General features: G+C 53.1%; 15 protein-coding genes and 2 pseudogenes. 12 read left to right on the top strand and 5 right to left on the bottom strand.

The annotated features are described in order from the left end of the window. The first annotated feature begins 8 nt into the window (after nucleotides 1–8). From AC07VR_RS16050 to AC07VR_RS16005, 10 genes are all read left to right on the top strand, one after another. Nucleotides 9–668: a YjbF family lipoprotein gene (locus tag AC07VR_RS16050; protein WP_495011789.1), complete on the top strand. Its 660-nt coding sequence runs from the start codon at nucleotides 9–11 to the stop codon at nucleotides 666–668. Further along, nucleotides 665–1,432, top strand: a complete 768-nt coding sequence (locus tag AC07VR_RS16045; RefSeq protein WP_495011788.1) for a capsule biosynthesis GfcC family protein — start codon at nucleotides 665–667, stop codon at nucleotides 1,430–1,432. Before AC07VR_RS16050 ends, AC07VR_RS16045 begins: the two co-directional genes overlap by 4 nt. Then, entirely contained in the window at nucleotides 1,429–3,507 is a 2,079-nt protein-coding gene (locus AC07VR_RS16040; RefSeq protein ID WP_495011787.1) for a YjbH domain-containing protein, read from the top strand. Before AC07VR_RS16045 ends, AC07VR_RS16040 begins: the two co-directional genes overlap by 4 nt. 47 nt (nucleotides 3,508–3,554) lie before the next feature. Then, the gene (locus AC07VR_RS16035; protein ID WP_495011786.1) at nucleotides 3,555–3,863 is read left to right on the top strand and encodes a VanZ family protein; all 309 of its coding nucleotides are present in this window, start codon (nucleotides 3,555–3,557) and stop codon (nucleotides 3,861–3,863) included. A 1,094-nt stretch (nucleotides 3,864–4,957) separates the two neighbouring features. Beyond that, a complete protein-coding gene (locus tag AC07VR_RS16030) occupies nucleotides 4,958–5,392 on the top strand; it encodes a winged helix-turn-helix domain-containing protein (protein WP_494994795.1) in 435 nt (144 codons plus the stop codon). Nucleotides 5,393–5,453: 61 nt separating this feature from the next. Next, nucleotides 5,454–6,206, top strand: a complete 753-nt coding sequence (locus tag AC07VR_RS16025) for an EAL domain-containing protein (protein ID WP_495011785.1) — start codon at nucleotides 5,454–5,456, stop codon at nucleotides 6,204–6,206. Further along, a complete protein-coding gene (locus tag AC07VR_RS16020) occupies nucleotides 6,203–6,688 on the top strand; it encodes a winged helix-turn-helix domain-containing protein (RefSeq protein WP_495011784.1) in 486 nt (161 codons plus the stop codon). Before AC07VR_RS16025 ends, AC07VR_RS16020 begins: the two co-directional genes overlap by 4 nt. A 501-nt stretch (nucleotides 6,689–7,189) precedes the next feature. Then, nucleotides 7,190–8,593 carry an undecaprenyl-phosphate glucose phosphotransferase gene (locus AC07VR_RS16015; RefSeq protein ID WP_494994792.1) on the top strand — a complete coding sequence of 468 codons (1,404 nt, stop codon included), beginning with the start codon at nucleotides 7,190–7,192 and terminating at the stop codon, nucleotides 8,591–8,593. A 168-nt stretch (nucleotides 8,594–8,761) separates the two neighbouring features. After that, a complete protein-coding gene (locus tag AC07VR_RS16010) occupies nucleotides 8,762–9,595 on the top strand; it encodes a MinD/ParA family protein (protein WP_494994791.1) in 834 nt (277 codons plus the stop codon). A 198-nt stretch (nucleotides 9,596–9,793) separates the two neighbouring features. Further along, a complete protein-coding gene (locus tag AC07VR_RS16005) occupies nucleotides 9,794–10,150 on the top strand; it encodes a hypothetical protein (RefSeq protein ID WP_495011783.1) in 357 nt (118 codons plus the stop codon). Between the two features lie 67 nt (nucleotides 10,151–10,217). Here AC07VR_RS16005 and AC07VR_RS16000 read toward each other — a convergent pair whose 3' ends face one another. The 4 genes and pseudogenes from AC07VR_RS16000 to AC07VR_RS15985 all read right to left on the bottom strand — a co-directional run bounded on the left by AC07VR_RS16000 (nucleotide 10,218) and on the right by AC07VR_RS15985 (nucleotide 15,461). Next, on the bottom strand, nucleotides 10,218–11,444 hold the full coding sequence (locus AC07VR_RS16000) for an RtcB family protein (RefSeq protein ID WP_495011782.1): 1,227 nt from the start codon (nucleotides 11,442–11,444) through the stop codon (nucleotides 10,218–10,220). Between the two features lie 976 nt (nucleotides 11,445–12,420). After that, entirely contained in the window at nucleotides 12,421–14,673 is a 2,253-nt protein-coding gene (locus AC07VR_RS15995; protein ID WP_495011781.1) for a hypothetical protein, read from the bottom strand. A 61-nt stretch (nucleotides 14,674–14,734) separates the two neighbouring features. Then, a pseudogene (locus AC07VR_RS15990) lies at nucleotides 14,735–14,953 on the bottom strand (hypothetical protein); the annotation flags it as partial. 154 nt (nucleotides 14,954–15,107) lie between these two features. Beyond that, nucleotides 15,108–15,461: a hypothetical protein gene (locus AC07VR_RS15985; RefSeq protein ID WP_495011780.1), complete on the bottom strand. Its 354-nt coding sequence runs from the start codon at nucleotides 15,459–15,461 to the stop codon at nucleotides 15,108–15,110. Between the two features lie 291 nt (nucleotides 15,462–15,752). On the opposite strand from AC07VR_RS15985, the gene bcsR reads away from it, so the two are divergent. Further along, nucleotides 15,753–15,941, top strand: a complete 189-nt coding sequence (gene bcsR, locus AC07VR_RS15980; RefSeq protein ID WP_495011779.1) for a BcsR/BcsP family cellulose biosynthesis protein — start codon at nucleotides 15,753–15,755, stop codon at nucleotides 15,939–15,941. Further along, a pseudogene (locus tag AC07VR_RS15975) lies at nucleotides 15,895–15,999 on the top strand (hypothetical protein); the annotation flags it as partial. The gene bcsR and the pseudogene AC07VR_RS15975, both read left to right, overlap by 47 nt. Nucleotides 16,000–16,033: 34 nt before the next feature. Here the strand turns inward: AC07VR_RS15975 and AC07VR_RS15970 are convergent. Further along, on the bottom strand, nucleotides 16,034–16,693 hold the full coding sequence (locus AC07VR_RS15970) for a TetR/AcrR family transcriptional regulator (RefSeq protein WP_495011778.1): 660 nt from the start codon (nucleotides 16,691–16,693) through the stop codon (nucleotides 16,034–16,036). Nucleotides 16,694–16,929: the final 236 nt, after the last annotated feature.

Genomic DNA, 16,929 nt, shown 5'->3' with positions numbered 1-16,929 from the left:
GATAAGCGTTGAAAACTTTGCGTAACAGCTCATGCCTGGCGATGGGTTTACTACTGTGTGGCTGCAATCCGTTGATGCAGGCGTCGCTGGATACATTTAAAGACTCCGCACTGGGCGTCCAGCCGCTAGCAGTAACTGCGGCGCAAGTGGAGGCCGTGCCCTATGCACAGATCAAGGTCACCACGAACGCTAGCGAAGGGGTGATGGCAAAGCTTCGCCAGCAGGACGACCTGGAGTTCTGGGTCGCCTCCGGCAAGCAGGTGTTGTTGATGCGCGACGGCCTGGCTGTGCGCAGCGTCGGCCTGGATATCAATCTCGATGGCACACGCTTCGACGGCGAGTCGCCGTTCAAGCTTGGCTTGCAACGCTTGCCCGACGGTTACAGCAGTACCCGCTGGATAGATCTCTACCAGGGTCAGCGGGTCGGACTGGCAGTCAACAGTCGTTTCAGTCGACAGGCCATCGAAACTGTCACCATCCTGGACAAGGACTATGCGTTGCAGCGCATAGACGAACGCATCGACATACCCGAGCTGGGATTCCACGCTACCAACCGTTTCTGGGTCAGGCCTGGCGATGGCTTGATCCTGCAGAGCGAACAACATCTCACGCCGGAGCTTTTCTTGAAGATTGTGCAATTGCGCCCTGACCGGGAGACGGCCCGGTGAGATTTTCGAAAACGCTGTCGGCTTGCCTGTTGCTGGCCAGTTCTGCGATGACTCAGGCCGCTGTCACGGTGACGGGTGATGTACTAAACGCCGGATCCTTCACGCTGGAGCCAGGCGCACGCTTGCTCGATGCCGTCAGCCAGGCCCGCCCGAACGCCGAAAGTTACTGGCTGGCCGCCGCCTGGTTGCACCAGCCGCTGCTGGAGCAGCAAAGCCGCCTTAAAGCCGGCGTGCTGTTCGATTTGAAAATGGTCCAGCGCGGCGCCTTGCTGGAAGAAAAAAGCAGCCTTGCAGCCCTGGCTGCGCGCCTGTATGAAGATGTCAGCCGACTGCCCGTCACCGGCCGCAAAGTCGCGGTGCTCGACCCCGTGGCGCTGGAGGTCGCGTTCGCCCGCAATTACTCGCTCAATGATGGTGACCAGCTGATTTACCCCCTGCGTCCGACGACGGTCACTGTCCTGGGCGCGGTGGAAAAACCCTGCAAGCTGCCTTATCGCGCCCTGCAGCAAGCCCATGAATATCTCAAAAGCTGTCTGCCACTCGCCGACGCAGAGGCCGATTACCTGTGGCTGGTTCATCCCGATGGCCAGGTCAAGCGAGTCGGCATCGCCGCCTGGAACCGCGAGGATGGGGTGATTGCCGCCGCGGGCAGCACGATTCTGGTGCCTGTGCGAAACGATAGTCCCGATCTGCCCACGCCCGATTTGAATGAACAGCTGGCCGAGTTTCTCGCCACCCAACCGCTGGTCGAGGTGGCCCCTTGAAGTTATGTTTTGCAGCCGTAGTGTTGTTGCCCTGCAGTTTGGCTCATGGCGAGCCGCGTTTTACCCAGAATGATTTCGGTGGCGTGGGTTTGTTGCAAACGCCTACCGCCCGGATGGCACCGGCCGGCGAATTCAGCCTGAACGCCAACCGTACGGACCCTTATTCTCGCTATAGCATTTCATTACAGCCCCTCGATTGGCTGGAAGGTAGTTTCCGTTATACCGCCATCAGCAACCGTAAGTACGGGTCCGAGTCGCTCAGCGGCAACCAGAGTTATAAAGACAAAGCGGTCGATGCAAAGGCCCGCCTCTGGCAAGAAAGCCATTGGCTGCCCGAGGTCGCGCTCGGCTTTCGCGATATCGGTGGCACCGGCCTGTTTTCCAGCGAATACTTTGTGGCGAACAAGCGTTACTACAACCTGGATTTCAGCCTGGGCATTGCCTGGGGTTACATCGGTAACCGGGGGGATTTCGACAACCCTTTGGGACACGTCAGTAAGCGCTTTGATACACGCCCAGTCAGCGAGACTGCGGGCGACATCAATACCAACGCGTATTTTCGCGGCTCGCCCTCGTTGTTTGGCGGTGTAGCCTATCAAACACCCTGGGCCCCCTTGAGCTTGAAACTCGAGTTCGACGGTAACGACTACAAGCACGAACCGAAAAGCAATAACCAGGTGCAGGACTCCCCCATTAACATTGGGGCGGTCTACAAGCTCAGTGACTCTGTCGATTTGACCGCGGGCTGGGAGCGCGGCAATACCGCGTTGTTTGGCATCACGGTTCATACCAATTTCGCCAGCCGCAAGGCGCCGGTCAAGCGCTACGATCCCGCTGTCGAAGCGCTTCCAGCACACGCGCCGACTATGCCGCTCAATCAGGTCGACTGGGCCGAGGTTTCCAAACGACTGGAAAACAACGCGGGTTATAAGGTCGAACGCATTACTCAGCGCGATTCCGAGCTGATGGTGTATGGCGAGCAGTCACGCTATTTCTACTCGGCCAAAGGCGTGGGCCGGGCCAGCCGGATTCTGGACAACAGCGCGAATGACGAAATCGACTGGTTCACCCTGGTGAACAAGCGTTACGACATGCCCGTGGAAGAAACCAGTGTGCCGCGCGAAACCTTCCGGGCCGTGGTGAACAATCAACAAGACCTTACAGACCTGCACCGCACCACCGAAGTAAACCGGGCCACCCCACACATTGAAAACACTCTGTACACCCAGGCACCAGAACGGTTTACCTATGGTTTCGGATTGGGTTACAAGCAAAACGTTGGCGGTCCTGATGGCATGCTGTACCAGCTGACCGCCGATGTGGACGCAGAATACCGCTTTACCCGCAACACGTGGACAAGCGGCGTCGTAAGCGCCAATCTCATAAACAACTTCGATAACTTCAAGTACGACGCACCGAGCAAGCTGCCCCGAGTGCGAACCGATTTGCGCAAGTACATCACGACTTCTGATGTAACGATGCCGACATTTCAGCTCAACCACGCCAGGCAACTGGATCAAGACTTGTATGGCATGGTGTATGCCGGTTATCTGGAGTCAATGTTCGCCGGCGTCGGCGGTGAATTGCTGTACCGCCCCATGGGCGAGCGCTGGGCCTTGGGTGCTGATTTGAACTATGTACGCCAGCGTGCGTTTGACCAGGGCTTTGGCCTGCGCGGATACAGGACCCTGACCGGTCACGTCACTGCTTATACAGAGCTGCCGTTCGATTTGCAGGCGGCGGTCAGTGTCGGGCGTTACCTGGCGCGCGATTGGGGTACCACGATCGATCTGTCCCATGAGTTCAGTAACGGCGTGAAGTTCGGTGGCTGGGTCACCCGCACCACCGCGTCAGCAGCAGAGTTCGGTGAGGGTAGCTTCGACAAAGGTATCTATATCTCGGTCCCCTTCGACGAGTTGATGAGCGTTTCCACCATGCGTCGCGCCAATTTGATCTGGGCACCGCTGACCCGCGATGGTGGCGCGCGCCTTAACCGCCAGTATTCGCTGCACACCATGACCGATGGCCGCAACGGCGATGCCTTCTATAAAAACTTTGAGAAGATCACTGAGTGAGCCTGTCGATTGCGCGTGCCACACAACTCCCCTTCTGGGTACGGGGGTTGTTTTTCATCGGCATTAGTGTGGCCTTGCTGACAGCCGGATTGCGCGCGCAACCGATCCCCGAAACCTTTTCCCAGCAGGACAAGCTGCACCATTTGGTTGGCTTTTTCGCTCTGGCCTTCAGTTGCCGGCTGGCCTTTTTACAGGTCAAGCTGCGCTGGATCGCACTGGGTTGCCTACTCACGGGGATCCTGATCGAATATGCACAAGAACTGATGCCATTACGCACGGCATCAGCTTACGACGCCCTGGCGAATGGCGTCGGCGTGTTGCTCGGCTTGCTGATTGCGTGGCGCTGGACGCGCTAGTAGCAGCGAGATGCACGCTTTGCCCTTGTTATGCTCAGCCTGCCATGCATTTCAGCATCGACACCCGCCTGGTCCTGAGATGGGTTTCAACACGACAGTGAAAACAGCTCTGGATCAATCGCCCTACAATCGAGACTCATCCAGGCTTACCTTGCAACTTCCTATCTAACAGTCCGATAGCATCGTCGTTCCGTCATGTCAGGCGAATACAATTGTGTGGTTAAATTGATACGCTATCCAGACGCACCGATGATCTCCAAGATAAGCATCATGCAGGATCGGTCAGTTTTCATGCTGACATGGCATAACGAGCGCGCGCTTCTGAAACCTGATATCGATTGAAAAATGCGCCTGGCAACAATGATGGCTATATGACATTGTTTAAATTAGTAGGCTGGGAATTCCGTCAATAAAATCGACAGTATCCTGACGCTGTAAAACAGTCAGTAATCACTGGGGCACGCTGTGGGTTTCCCGGTCATGCCTGAGCATAGGAGCCATACCAGACGGGAAAATTGCCTGTCGTTTCAGAGGCTTAAGACGAGCCAATTTTGGATGGCCGCTGCGCCTTGGCGATTGATACCCAAGCTCTAAGCTGAAAGTCGAACTGTTAAATAAGCAAAAATATCTGTAGGGTATGTGCCTGAAAAATTTCGGATAGCGCTTTAAAACCGCTATTTTCAAAACCTTGAGGAGCATTGGGTTACACCGCCTGGCAAAGGGTTTGACAGGTAAAAATGTTATAAATTGTCAGATGCACCGTTAAACTTGTGTGGCAATATTATTGTGCCGCTACCGCTAAGTACTTGAGTTAGATCACATGATTGATGCAGGACGCACATTCAAAGAGCAAAGGACAGCCATTTTAGCCTTTGGTCGCACCGCAGCTTTGGCAGAGAACTTAAAACTGCTTATTGTATCGGACACTTTACACGTTGACGCATTGAGCTACTGCACCCCCCCTGGAGCAGGCCCCCAATATAAGTTCCGCCAATGCGATAATCATTGAAATCGACGCCCCGTCCGTTTTTAATGAAGGCATTGAACTTGTTAAAAAAATTCGGCTCAAAAATTTTTTGGCACGAATTTTTATAGTGTTCACACACACCAAGTCGCTCACTAAAGTCAAGTGCTATCTCGCCGGCGCCGATCATTGCATTAAATTGCCTGTCGACCCTCATGAAAAAACAAACTTTTTCCCGGAACTATTTCAGAACCCCGAGTGGAAGTCTGAAATAAAGCTGGTTTTGGACCAGGCACGCCTCTGCCTATGCGGGGATGCAAAAAAACTGGAAGTCTCTTATTCAGAAATGAAAATTCTGGACGCATTGATCAATGCGCAAGAACATATTTTGAGTCATGACGATATCGCAAAAGCTCTAGACTGGAATGTAAGATTTTACGACCCGCGCGCCCTGGAAAAAACAATCAGCAGACTGCGCGGCAAGATAAAAAAGGTCTATGACATTAATGCCATTCAAAACGTGCGTGGCTATGGCTATCGATTGTGCCGGGGCGTTATATCGTAAAAATACAACCTACCCATGACTAAATAACAGACAAATGGATGTTAACGAGAAATTCGCCACTATGGACAGTCCCAACACAGAGTTATTTCGACAGTCAATATTCAAGCGTGACGACACGTTGTTCGGCTGCGGGATACAGGCACACGGCGCAGGTGAGAATTTCGACGCCCTAAAGGTATGTCGAACACTTTCAGCTGCCCTACTGGATGTCACTCGCAGCAAAAAACTCACTCAGACTCACTTGACAGCAACTTCATCAATGGTGCAGCCCGCTCCTTTGATACCTGATACCTTTGGCAGAATTTTTATTTCCATAGGGTCACGCAACTTATTAGATACCGTACTGATAGAGTATATTACCCGCGTCAGTGACGCACTGAAAATACATGACAAAATATTAACAGTCAGTATTTATGAATTCTCATCCCCCCTCAGCACGACTGAAGAGAAGAGAACCCTTATCAGCCACATCTACCTGCTAAAAGATAGCGGCATAGACATCGCCTTTTCGAGCTACAGCCTACTCGAAGGCAGCACCAAGACCCAGAGCACCCCAAACATATTCAACTACCTGATAGTTGATCTGCAAAAAAACGACCTGAGTGAAAAGCTCAACGCCACACCAGAACTACTCAATAGACTCTACGACCAAATGAACATCATGACTCATACAAAGAAAGTCAGATTCATTGCCGAGCGAATAGAGCTTGAACACCATCATGTACTGGCAAGAAGCCTGCCGTTTGATTTCTTTCAGGGAGACTATTACTCCCCCTCCAAGGCATTCGCAAATAAAGGATTGAATTTGCCATGACTAGAATGATGCTTGATAACATCCCGGTAAATAAACAGCTTTTAATTTTTACCCGTGACTTCCTGGCGAGAAAAAAACTCAAATCACCGGGCCCTGGGCACACGCACCCCTCCTCCGAACTCAACCCCGACGAGAGCGTACTGGCCGAGGAGGGAGAGCTCCTTAAAAAGCCGTACAAAAATCCCGAGACATGGTCGTTCAATGCCGAGGAGCGGACACTGTCCAATATGGCGAAAAGAATTTCGCTCACTGGCATTGAAACACTCTTGCTCAAACAACTGCTATCCAATGAGCAGCGAGTATCCAGCAAGACAGAACTGATCCAGGGCATCAATAGAGATCCTGAGCGTTACCGCGGCCTTGAAATGTGTCTGAGCAGGCTGCAAGAAAAATTCAGCGATACCGCTAATGGGGAGCGCCTGTTCCGCTCCGTGCGAAACCGTGGCTATTGCCTGGTTCAAAAAGTAAATATTACCTGCTGATCAAACAAGACCGCAGATTCCAACAATAATAAATGCGGTTACCCCCCAAGTAAAACATAAAACCCTGACCTTTTTTATTATCCTTTTTCTACTCAAGCATGCCTTCCATTCCCCCACCACCAAGGTTATTACGCTCGCGCGATTAACCTTTTATCCACTCCCGCAGACTGACTTTTTATAACACTCAGCAGCACTACACATCATTGTCGCCGTTATAAAACGTCAGACGCTGCAGAAAGCAACCCATTAATATCAAAGCATCATACAGACGCTTCTGCGCCTGCTGCTTACTATTAAACATACCAAACCAACAAAGCGCAGGCTAACACTAAGCCAGTCGGATTCAAGGTTGTCGCTCCGGCCGAACTTGATGATGTGTACAGAACACAAACACCTATCTGCTCCAGGAAGACAACAGAAGTAAGGCATGGACGAGCGTGTGCAGCTCGCTATTTTGAGCCGTCCATAATCAGGCAAAAAAAATACCACAGGGTTTGCGCTTTGTTACATACTCGTATAAACCGGAAATCAGTCTATAAAGGGCTTACCTTTTGGGGCCAATGGGCCGTTGCAATGGGTTTTGTCATTGCACTACTGTTCGCGCTCGCCTATTACCAAACAGGAGAAGTCGGCTCTCATTACCGCGTGCTTGCCGTCCTGTTTCTTCTGGGGTCGGTTCCCTCCTACTCACTGATGCAGGTCTATCATAAACAGCATGGTTACCTGAGCGGCCTGGCACGGCTTCTTATCGGCTGGTTGATCACCTTGGCCGGTTTGACAAGTATCGGCTTCCTCAGCAAAACCGGTGAGTTGTTCTCCCGTGAAATCATAATAACCTGGGCATTGCTGGGGTATGGGTTACAGGCCCTGCTTTATATTCCAATGCACAGCTTTTCAAAGTTCTATCATCGCCAGCTGAACCGCCAGCACAACACGTTGATCATAGGCACCAATGGACTGGCACTGAAACTGGCAGACTCACTGTCCCGACTGGAATCTGTGCCGTTGGTCGGCCTTGTCAGTGCCACACCTGACGAACCGACCAACGAACTGATTGGCGCCAGCTCATCCAGAATCGTGGGTCAGTTAGATGAATTGCGTACGCTGATCACCGCTCATGATATTCGGCGTTTGTACATTGCCCTCTCATTAAGTGAAGCACAACACATCGAAGCGTTGTATATCGACCTTCTTGATATGAATGTCGATGTCGTCTGGGTTCCTGACCTGAACAGCATGACTCTTCTTAATCACTCGGTGAGCGAGGTGGATGGCTTACCCGCCATACATCTCAATGAAAGCCCACTGACCAGCTACCCCACCGCGGCGTTTAGCAAGGCGTTACTGGATCGTGGCCTGGCGCTCATGGCCCTTATCGGCTTCAGCCCACTGCTGTTGCTCATTGCCGTCGCGGTCAAACTGTCGTCCCCGGGCCCCATTATTTTCAAGCAGGCGCGTCATGGCTGGAACGGCAAGATCATCAACGTCTGGAAATTCCGTTCCATGCGTGTACATGATGACCGGCATGTCCAGCAGGCTAGCCGTCAAGATTCGCGGATTACCGCTGTGGGGCGTTTCATACGCCGTACTTCCATCGATGAATTGCCACAGTTTTTCAATGTGCTGCAAGGCCATATGGCACTCGTAGGGCCGCGCCCTCATGCCGTTGCCCATAACGACTACTACACCGGAAAAATCAGCGCCTACATGGCTCGCCACCGGATTAAACCGGGGATCACCGGACTTGCCCAGATCAGCGGCTGCCGGGGCGAAACCGAAACCATCGACAAGATGCAAAAGCGCGTCGAAATGGACCTTGCCTACATTAATAACTGGTCACTGTGGCTTGATATAAAAATCTTGATCAAGACCCCGTTCACGCTCCTGTCAAAGGATGTCTATTAATACGCTTGATCATTCTTGTCGAACCGCTGGGCAGTTGCTGATCGCTTATAAAAACCCGCTTGATTGTTCTAACGCTTACTGCATGGGCAAACACTCTACAGCGCTATAGCGGAACGTCGGGGCTTAATCCAGTTAAACAGCTGTCAAATCAAATAGAGTGAGAATGACATGGACAGCATGCATCCCGTACAGGTTATCGCGGTAACCAGTGGCAAAGGTGGTGTAGGAAAGACGAGTGTGGCAGTCAACTTGTCGCTGGCTCTGGCTAAACTTGGCCGACGCGTCATATTGCTGGATGGCGATCTAGGCCTGGCAAATGTCAACGTCTCACTCGGCCTGCCCCCCAATCAGACTCTCATCGACGTGCTCGAAGGGCGCTGCGAGCTGCGCGACGTGCTACTTCGAGGGCCCGGCGGAATCCGTATCGTCCCGGCCTCCCCCGGCAGTCAGAACATTCTTAATCTGACCAGCGCGCAGTACGCCGGACTGATCCATGCCTTCAGCGATATTGAGGATGATCTGGATGTCCTGGTAATCGACACCGCGGCCGGAATAGGCGATTTAGTCGTCAACTTCGTCCGCGCGGCGCAGGAGGTGCTGGTGGTGGTGTGCGATGAGCCGACCTCGATCGCCAACGCCTATGCACTCATCAGAGTACTTAATCGCGACTACGGTATGAACCGCTTCCGTGTATTGGCCAACATGGTGCGCAACCAGCAGCAAGGTCGCAGTCTGTTCAGCAAGCTCACGAAAATTACCGATAACTTCCTTGACGTCTCCTTACACTATGCCGGCGCTTTGCCTTATGAAGAAAGCATGGTCAAGGCACTGAAGAACCATCGTGCATTGTATGAGGCTTTTCCACGCTCCAGGGGCGCCCTTGCATTCAAGACCCTTGCGCAGAAAGTTAACCGCTGGCCGTTGCAAACCGCCCCGCGGGGGCATCTGGAGTTCTTCGTTGAGCGACTGGTGCGTCAGAGTGCTGCAGCCGCTCTGGTGTGACTGTCCGCGGCGATCACGAACATTTACGGCACCGGACACCTTCCCCGCCGCCTGAAACCGGCGCGAACAGCTCAGCAGCAAGCTCGACGCACAATGGGACGAAGTCGCTCACCTTTTGTCGCAAGTCGATTGACTCTGAAAGGGTCTTGGAGCCCAGTAGCACAGCTAATTTCAAGCAAAATCAAAAGAAGAAAACTCATGTCGCGAATAATGGTGATATCTGGCGATTTCCTGGCAGGTGATGCCGAATTTCGTGACGGCATGTTCATTTTAAGATCCTCAGTTAATCCGTCTCGCGAACTGAATATTCCAATTTCAAAACTGAAAATCCTCGAGTGCTCGAGCGAAGAGATCGTCACCGACAAAGGCAGCGCCATCCGTTGGGGCCTTGCCGGCTCTCTGGTTCTTGGCCCCGTCGGGCTGGTCACCGGCCTGCTGCTGTGCGGAAAAGTAAAGCACATCACCTTCTACGTTCAATTCAAAAATGGCCAACGCCTTCTCGCCACAACCGATAGCGAAACGTACGCAAAAATTTCTGCCACCCACCTCAAATAACGCCCAAGCCCCCCCTTTAAAATCAGCTGCTATTCAAACCGGGTTTCATGTTCTTCCTTATCGCTTTCTATCCCTTGACGCACACCACCTGGCGCAGCGTATGGAGCACCTCCACCAAATCGCGCTGGGCGTTCATGACTTGATCGATGTCCTTGTAAGCCATCGGGATTTCGTCGATGACCGCTGCATCCTTGCGGCACTCGACATGGGCGGTGGCGCGGATCTGGTCTTCGACGGTGAAGCTTTTTTTCGCCTGGGTACGGCTCATGGTACGACCGGCGCCATGACTGCAGGAGCAGAACGATTCCTCATTCCCCAGCCCTCGGACGATGAAGCTCTTGGCGCCCATGGAGCCGGGGATGATGCCCAACTCGCCCTTCCTTGCTGACACCGCGCCCTTGCGGGTCACCAGGATGTCTTCGCCGAAATGTCGCTCTTTCTGCACATAGTTGTGATGACAGTTCACCACCTGCAGTGCCGCCTCGAAGGGTTTTCCAAGCACCTGACGCACCGCAAGAATCACCGACTGCATCATCAGTGCACGGTTCTGCCGGGCAAAGTCCTGGGCCCAGCCGACCGCTTCGACGTAGTCCGCGAAGTGTCGACTACCTTCTTCAAAGTAGGCCAGGTCACGGTCCGGCAAGTTGGCGATGTGCTGACGCATGTCGGCCTTGGCCAGTTCGATGAACAGATTGCCGATGGCGTTACCCACGCCACGCGAGCCGCTGTGCAGCATGAACCAGACCCGATTCGCCTCGTCCAGGCAAACCTCGATGAAGTGATTGCCGGTTCCCAGAGTTCCCAGGTGCTTGCGGTTGTTGGTAGTGGCAAGCCTGGGGTATTTGTCGGTGATGGCCTTGAACCGGGCATCCAGTGCCGACCACGCTTTATCGACCGGGCGCGGCACGTTATCCCAGGCGCCCTTGTCCCTCTCGGCACGCCCGCAGGTGCGGCCATGGGGCACGGCCTTCTCGATCGCACAGCGCAGGCCGTGCAGGTTGTTCGGCAGGTCGGCGGCGGTCAGCGAGGTGCAGGCAGCGATCATGCCGCAGCCGATATCGACCCCGACCGCTGCCGGAATGATCGCGCCCACGGTGGGAATCACGCTGCCGATGGTCGATCCCTTACCCAGGTGAACGTCCGGCATAACGGCCAGGTGCCTAAAGATGAACGGCATCTTTGCGGTGTTCATCAATTGCTGCCTGGCTTCTGCCTCAACGGGAACGCCTTGGGTCCAGAGCTTGATCGGCTTGCCGTGGGCGACTTCCAGTAATTGGTAGCTGTGTTGTTGCATGACTTGGTGCTTTCCTGAAGGCGACAACGGCGGGTGAAACATGCACCGCCTACTACAAGTTTAGCGAGCCGTAGCCAGCGCAGGGGTAAGCCCAAATGACGGTAAGTCAAGGCGTTTGGCTGCGCACATTCCCCCGTAGCAGCTGCCGAAGGCTGCGTTCGAGTGCGCAGCACTCGTAAGATGGCAAACTTCGTCCTTTCAGGTAGACCGCAGTCACCCATTTGCGACCGCTACGCGGCCGAACGCAGCCTTCGGCAGCTGCTACGGTTCGCGTAACGGCTTAACTTACCGGCATCAGGGCAATCCCACTGTCGAATTGATGGGGGCGATTGGGTGTCCGGTATTAGTTGACCACTGCAATTTGCTTGAGAGCACTGGGGCAAGCCCGAATGACGGTAAGTCAAGGCGTTTGGCTGCGCACATCCCCCGTAGCAGCTGCCGAAGGCTGCGTCCGAGTGCGCAGCACTCGTAAGATGGCAAACTTCGTCCTTTCAGGTAGACCGCTATCACCCATTTGCGACCGCTACGCGGCCGAACGCAGCCTTCGGCAGCTGCTACGGGGAAATGCGTTGAATCTGAAACTCCTTAATTTACCGGCATTGAGGCAAGCCCACCGTTGAATTGATGGGGACGCCTAATATTGGAAATCGCGGCTTAGCTCGTTCTAAAAAAACCGGCACGACGCCATCCGCGCAAGATCACAGGCAGGAGGGAGCCAGATGGCATTCGGTGGGAGGTTAGCTATCAAAAGAAGGAAGCTGCGGGCATAGAGCGCGACATCAAAGAAATCGGCGACGAGCAACGTTACGATGCTCGTTAACAGAAGAGCCTGCCGATTCTTGTCCAATTGCTTCACTGGCTGGAGAAAACCCATCCGCAGGTCACCGCACAAAATGCGTTAGGCAACGGGGCTTTTCTGTCGCGTTGACCAGACGCAAACCAAGGCGGACGAATCCAAAGTGAAAGCCAGCATTGGTTATTGCATAGCTTCAATTGACCATGCATTTTCAACTGACACGGCATCCACACCCACAAGATTTACGGCTGCTGCACTGTTCTGATCCGCCTGCACATAAATTTCCTCCCCAGCATGTATAAGGGAAGCCCCCTCAAGAGTATAAGTCCTGGCATTTGCCGTATCTGCATAATAGACCCTAGAGGCTATTAATGATGAAGATGTTCTCCCGATTCCAAGCCTGACACGAGTCCCTACAGGGACAGCTAAAGTTATACACGCTCTAAACCTGTAAATAGCCTCGTAAGGAACTGTAAAACAGCCAGTTGCAGGATTATAGTTACCCCCATGATCATAACTCTTGGTTGGAAAATTTATTTTAGCGCCTACTCCTGGATAGCCGGAATTAGCCACCTGCTGTGAAGTGGTTGCTGTTAAAGCACATCCGACAATACTAGACGTGCTAGCTATTTTCTTTCCACGCCTAAAAACCTGAACATCCGGAGCGCTACGAGATAGACCAGCTGCAATCTGACTGTCCAATATACCCAGCCCAGCACCATCGACAATATCCAAATTAACTGTCATGCCCGCAATATTAGCGCTGTTATTGCACTCTACAAATTTACCAATTACGGAAAGACTCCCCCCCGCGTCTATTCTATGGATGCCGTTTATAGTCAAGTTAATAACATTTTTAGCGAGGGGTGACACATTATAGCTAATAGTCGGCCAATAAACGGCTGAGGTATTGGGCCACAATTGGCATCTATGAACGATACGCGACTCTTCAATCGTTAGTATGTTTAGCGCTTCTATATTGTAACCTTTTTCGCAATTATCAAGCTCCACGAACTTGATAGCGGTCCGCCCTCCGTTAAGGAGATCAAACGGAATATCTATAGCCCATCCACGCTGATTGCCCATAGAGATGTGGGCGTATTCACTGGCAACACCAACTCCACGAATCCCACCCGAAATACCATCTATAATACGTGTGAATTTGAATTTGCAGTGGGTAACGCCAACGGAGTTGTCATTGTTCATTCCGTAACCGAGTGAGGCATTGGACTCAACACCATCGAACTCGCAAAAGCTGACATTATGCGGATCCGGATTATTCCCTGCATAAAGCTTGCGCTCAAAGTGGAGCAAATCGCCGCGTAAACCCTGCCCACGGATATACCCGAAATGAGTTCCACTAAACCCGTAAATTGAAAGACCGTGCCTAGCGGTGGCGGTTGATGCCGGGAACGGATCCACAAAGGTGACACCGCCATGACTGCCACCACGCCACAGCCGGTAAAGTGCCGATGTGGAAGTGCCATTATTGATGCGTAGCATCGGCGCGTTAACATCAGAGGCAGCGACGAAGAAAACCGAACCGTGCCCTGCGGTTTTAATGTGAGGAAAAGGCCGATCAATCCACCCGGAGGAAAAGTCCAGCTGGCCCGGAGTTACCAAATACGTTCCAGCCGTAATAACCCCTGGATGCCCGGTTGATAGACAGTGTGTATAGAACGCCAGAAGCGCTGCGGTCGAATTTGCCAACCCTGAAGGGTCGGCCCCAAAATCATTGACCGCGCTCACCTCTTCCAGCGCTCTCTTATATAGATCCGACTTAATTGATCCATACACGGGATTCTGATAATTGGAGAGGGCCGCACCTCCAGGGCCGGCCATTTCCTGCCGCAACACATCATCCCCTAGCAGCACAAACGCATCGCTCTCGGTCGTCCAGTCACCGGTCGTTGAATACGGTACTGCAACGAATGACGACAGACGATACGGCCGCCCACCCTTCATGAAATACTGGTTGTGTGCGGTGATTTGCAGTGGGCTGTCCGCATAGTCGCCGAGCAAGGCGTAGCCGCTGGACTGAAGGAAATGCTCGAACTGCGAGGCACGACTGGCCTGTGCCGCTTCGAACGCTGATTTGCTTTCGGACCGAAATGTTATGAATGTGGATTCGCGATCACCCTGCGCACTTTGAAACTCGCTATTGCGCTGCGTCTGATCCGAATCGAACTCAGCAATCATCCCTGGAATGCTTTTACGATCCACGCTGAACCGATCTGTATACCTTGAGGCGGGCCCATTAGCGAAGTTGTCGATGCTCTTGGCGTTATCGGACAAATCGCGCGGGTCGGTACTGCCGATCGGGTTGCGAGTGTTATAGCTCATGGTTATCTCGCTCACAGGATAAGCCGCCGGCGCCGCAAATGAAGCGGTACCGAGTGCGCTGATTTTTATCAATTGGCGGCGACTAATCATTGTGATTCAGCCTTCTATATGGGATTGGTCACGATTATATCGGCGAAGCTTTCTGAAGGATTCAGGCGAGTGGGTACCGGTCGTCGTAGGTATACACGCGAGCGGCGTAGGGCATGCCCTTCATCGCCACATTGCCGTTCGATGGGATGGAGCTGGTCGCTCGCACAGGGTAGACCTACTTGCCCGTCGGGCCGAATAATATATGCGGCGGCTCCAACGTCCAATCGGCATCAGGTGTGAAGTCCAGTTCAATAGCCGTGACGTGGTAGTCGTCTATCTGGGCGGTGTGACCACCAGGCCAATCTGATTGTCGGTATAGATCGCGTAATCAACCTCTACCCCATTCAGCAGCACCCGGCGGCCTATTAGCCATTCCCCAAGTGTTTCCGACACGCAGAGCGAGCCCAATAGAAACACGTTCAGCGATCCGAAAATCATCTCAATCTACCCTCGACAACAGCCACCGAATAACTCGCGGCATCCATCGCCAGCTCTTCCTCCACCAGTGCCTCCAGCAAGGCGGCTTGTGCCTCGTAGCGCAGGTCGTGATTAAGCTTTCGTGAAGCGTGCATCTGATCAAGCAGCACATGGGTCACTTGATAAGGAGTGCTGACTCTCAAGCGCCCCAGCCAGATGGGAATTTTCTTTGCAGCTTTACGTTGCTTGAGACCCACGACGCCCGCCGTCTTATCCGAAGAGGTGTTTTTAGACACCGCCACTATCTCTTCAAACACATCGGTCAGCTTCTTTAGTACATAGCCAAGAATCAAATCATCGAAGGCTTCCAAAAACGTATACCCCTTCGCTTCGTGAAGTCATATTTCGCTAAGTACACGTACCTGCCATCATTACATTACGCTTTATTCGATATGCGTTACTCGACGTTTTCTAACAGCCCCGCCTTCCTTAAACAACATGACGCCTGAAAGCATTCAGGCGAACACAATCAAATATTTCCGACCTTTTATAACAATCAACCATCCAAATGCAGACATCAAAAAATGGCCGCACCACTGCATCAGCTTTGTCAACTTAACGAAATGTTGAATTCCCGAGTTATTTCATAACTGGTACAACGCATGGAATATGTACGCGACATTGCGAATCTGTTTAGAAGTTTTGGCACCCGTACAGAGAGCTACCAGGAAATACAACCAAACTATAAACACTTCAAAGATGGCCTGGTTACACCGACTCTGGAGCCCGTCGGCGACTTACCAAGTGGGTGCTCACAGCTTCATCCTGGCGCACCCGCGCAACACGGGTGAGATCGGTTCCCCCTACACCGGCTATCCGTGCGAAGGGGGAATCGGTGACGGCGGCGGCACGATATTTTTGGTCAACTCGCACCGCGCGGATTTCAATGGCAAGGACGAACGCTTCCGGTACGTGCTGCATCAACAACCACGGCACTTTCGATCAGCCCGCGCAGGAATACCAGAATCAGCCGCCCTGACGGATCAGGCTGAGTGCTCACTCTTTGCAGGGCCAGTCCATGGGTCAGCGCCATGAACGCCGCGGCCAGTTCGTCCGGCGCGGCAGGGGGAATGCGCCCGAGTTGACTGAACAGCTGGCTGACAACGCGACCAATCTCGGCCCGATGCTGATCCCAGACCTTCTGGTATTCAACAGCAAACGTCGAACTGCGGTTGGCATGCAACTGCAGCTCGATGGAAAGCATGCACCAGTCGGCATCGTGGTTGAGCGTGGAAGCCCAGGTCTCCAATCCCGCGAGCAGCTGTTCCGGCGTTCGCCCGTCACTTTCCATGACCGTGGAAAGTTGCATCGCTTCGGCTTCCATATGCCGGCGCAAAAGCTCCAGCAGGACATCCTCTTTGCTGGAAAAGTTTGAGTAGAAGGCGCCTTGCGAATAGCCGGCCCGATCCGCGAGATCGCGGATCGATGTGCCGCCATACCCGTTCGATACAAACAGGTGCTGCGCAGTTTCGATCAGGCGTTCACGTGTCTGGGCCCGGCTTTCCTCGCGGGTCAGGCGTTTTCTTGCGGTCTTTGGGTTCATGCGCAAAAAGATATCACATGAACTTTGGGTATCAAACGATGCTTTTGCGCAGGGGGCATAGCCGGATATTGGTATCGCCCGTCAGGCGGACGACACGCCAACCCGGGGTCGACTCCGGCAACCCGCTGACAGCCTCCCCGGAAAATTCAGATATCACTTGATATCTGTCATTACACTTCGCTACATTTAAAACTCAAATGGACTTTGAAAATCACTCGACATGCAAAATACCAAAA

The organism is Pseudomonas sp. GW821-FHT02H09, from assembly GCF_059421425.1.
Note: the sequence above shows the minus strand (reverse complement) of the source record. Positions and strands in the feature narration are given on the sequence as shown.

Bases quoted from the DNA above. Each gene is read 5' to 3' on its own strand.
- AC07VR_RS15995 (WP_495011781.1), bottom strand. From the start codon at position 14,673: ATGATTAGTCGCCGCCAATTGATAAAAATCAGCGCACTCGGTACCGCT.
- AC07VR_RS16025 (WP_495011785.1), top strand. From the start codon at position 5,454: ATGGACAGTCCCAACACAGAGTTATTTCGACAGTCAATATTCAAGCGT.
- AC07VR_RS15970 (WP_495011778.1), bottom strand. From the start codon at position 16,693: ATGAACCCAAAGACCGCAAGAAAACGCCTGACCCGCGAGGAAAGCCGG.
- AC07VR_RS16010 (WP_494994791.1), top strand. From the start codon at position 8,762: ATGGACAGCATGCATCCCGTACAGGTTATCGCGGTAACCAGTGGCAAA.
- AC07VR_RS16000 (WP_495011782.1), bottom strand. From the start codon at position 11,444: ATGCAACAACACAGCTACCAATTACTGGAAGTCGCCCACGGCAAGCCG.
- AC07VR_RS16005 (WP_495011783.1), top strand. From the start codon at position 9,794: ATGTCGCGAATAATGGTGATATCTGGCGATTTCCTGGCAGGTGATGCC.
- bcsR (WP_495011779.1), top strand. From the start codon at position 15,753: ATGGAATATGTACGCGACATTGCGAATCTGTTTAGAAGTTTTGGCACC.
- AC07VR_RS16020 (WP_495011784.1), top strand. From the start codon at position 6,203: ATGACTAGAATGATGCTTGATAACATCCCGGTAAATAAACAGCTTTTA.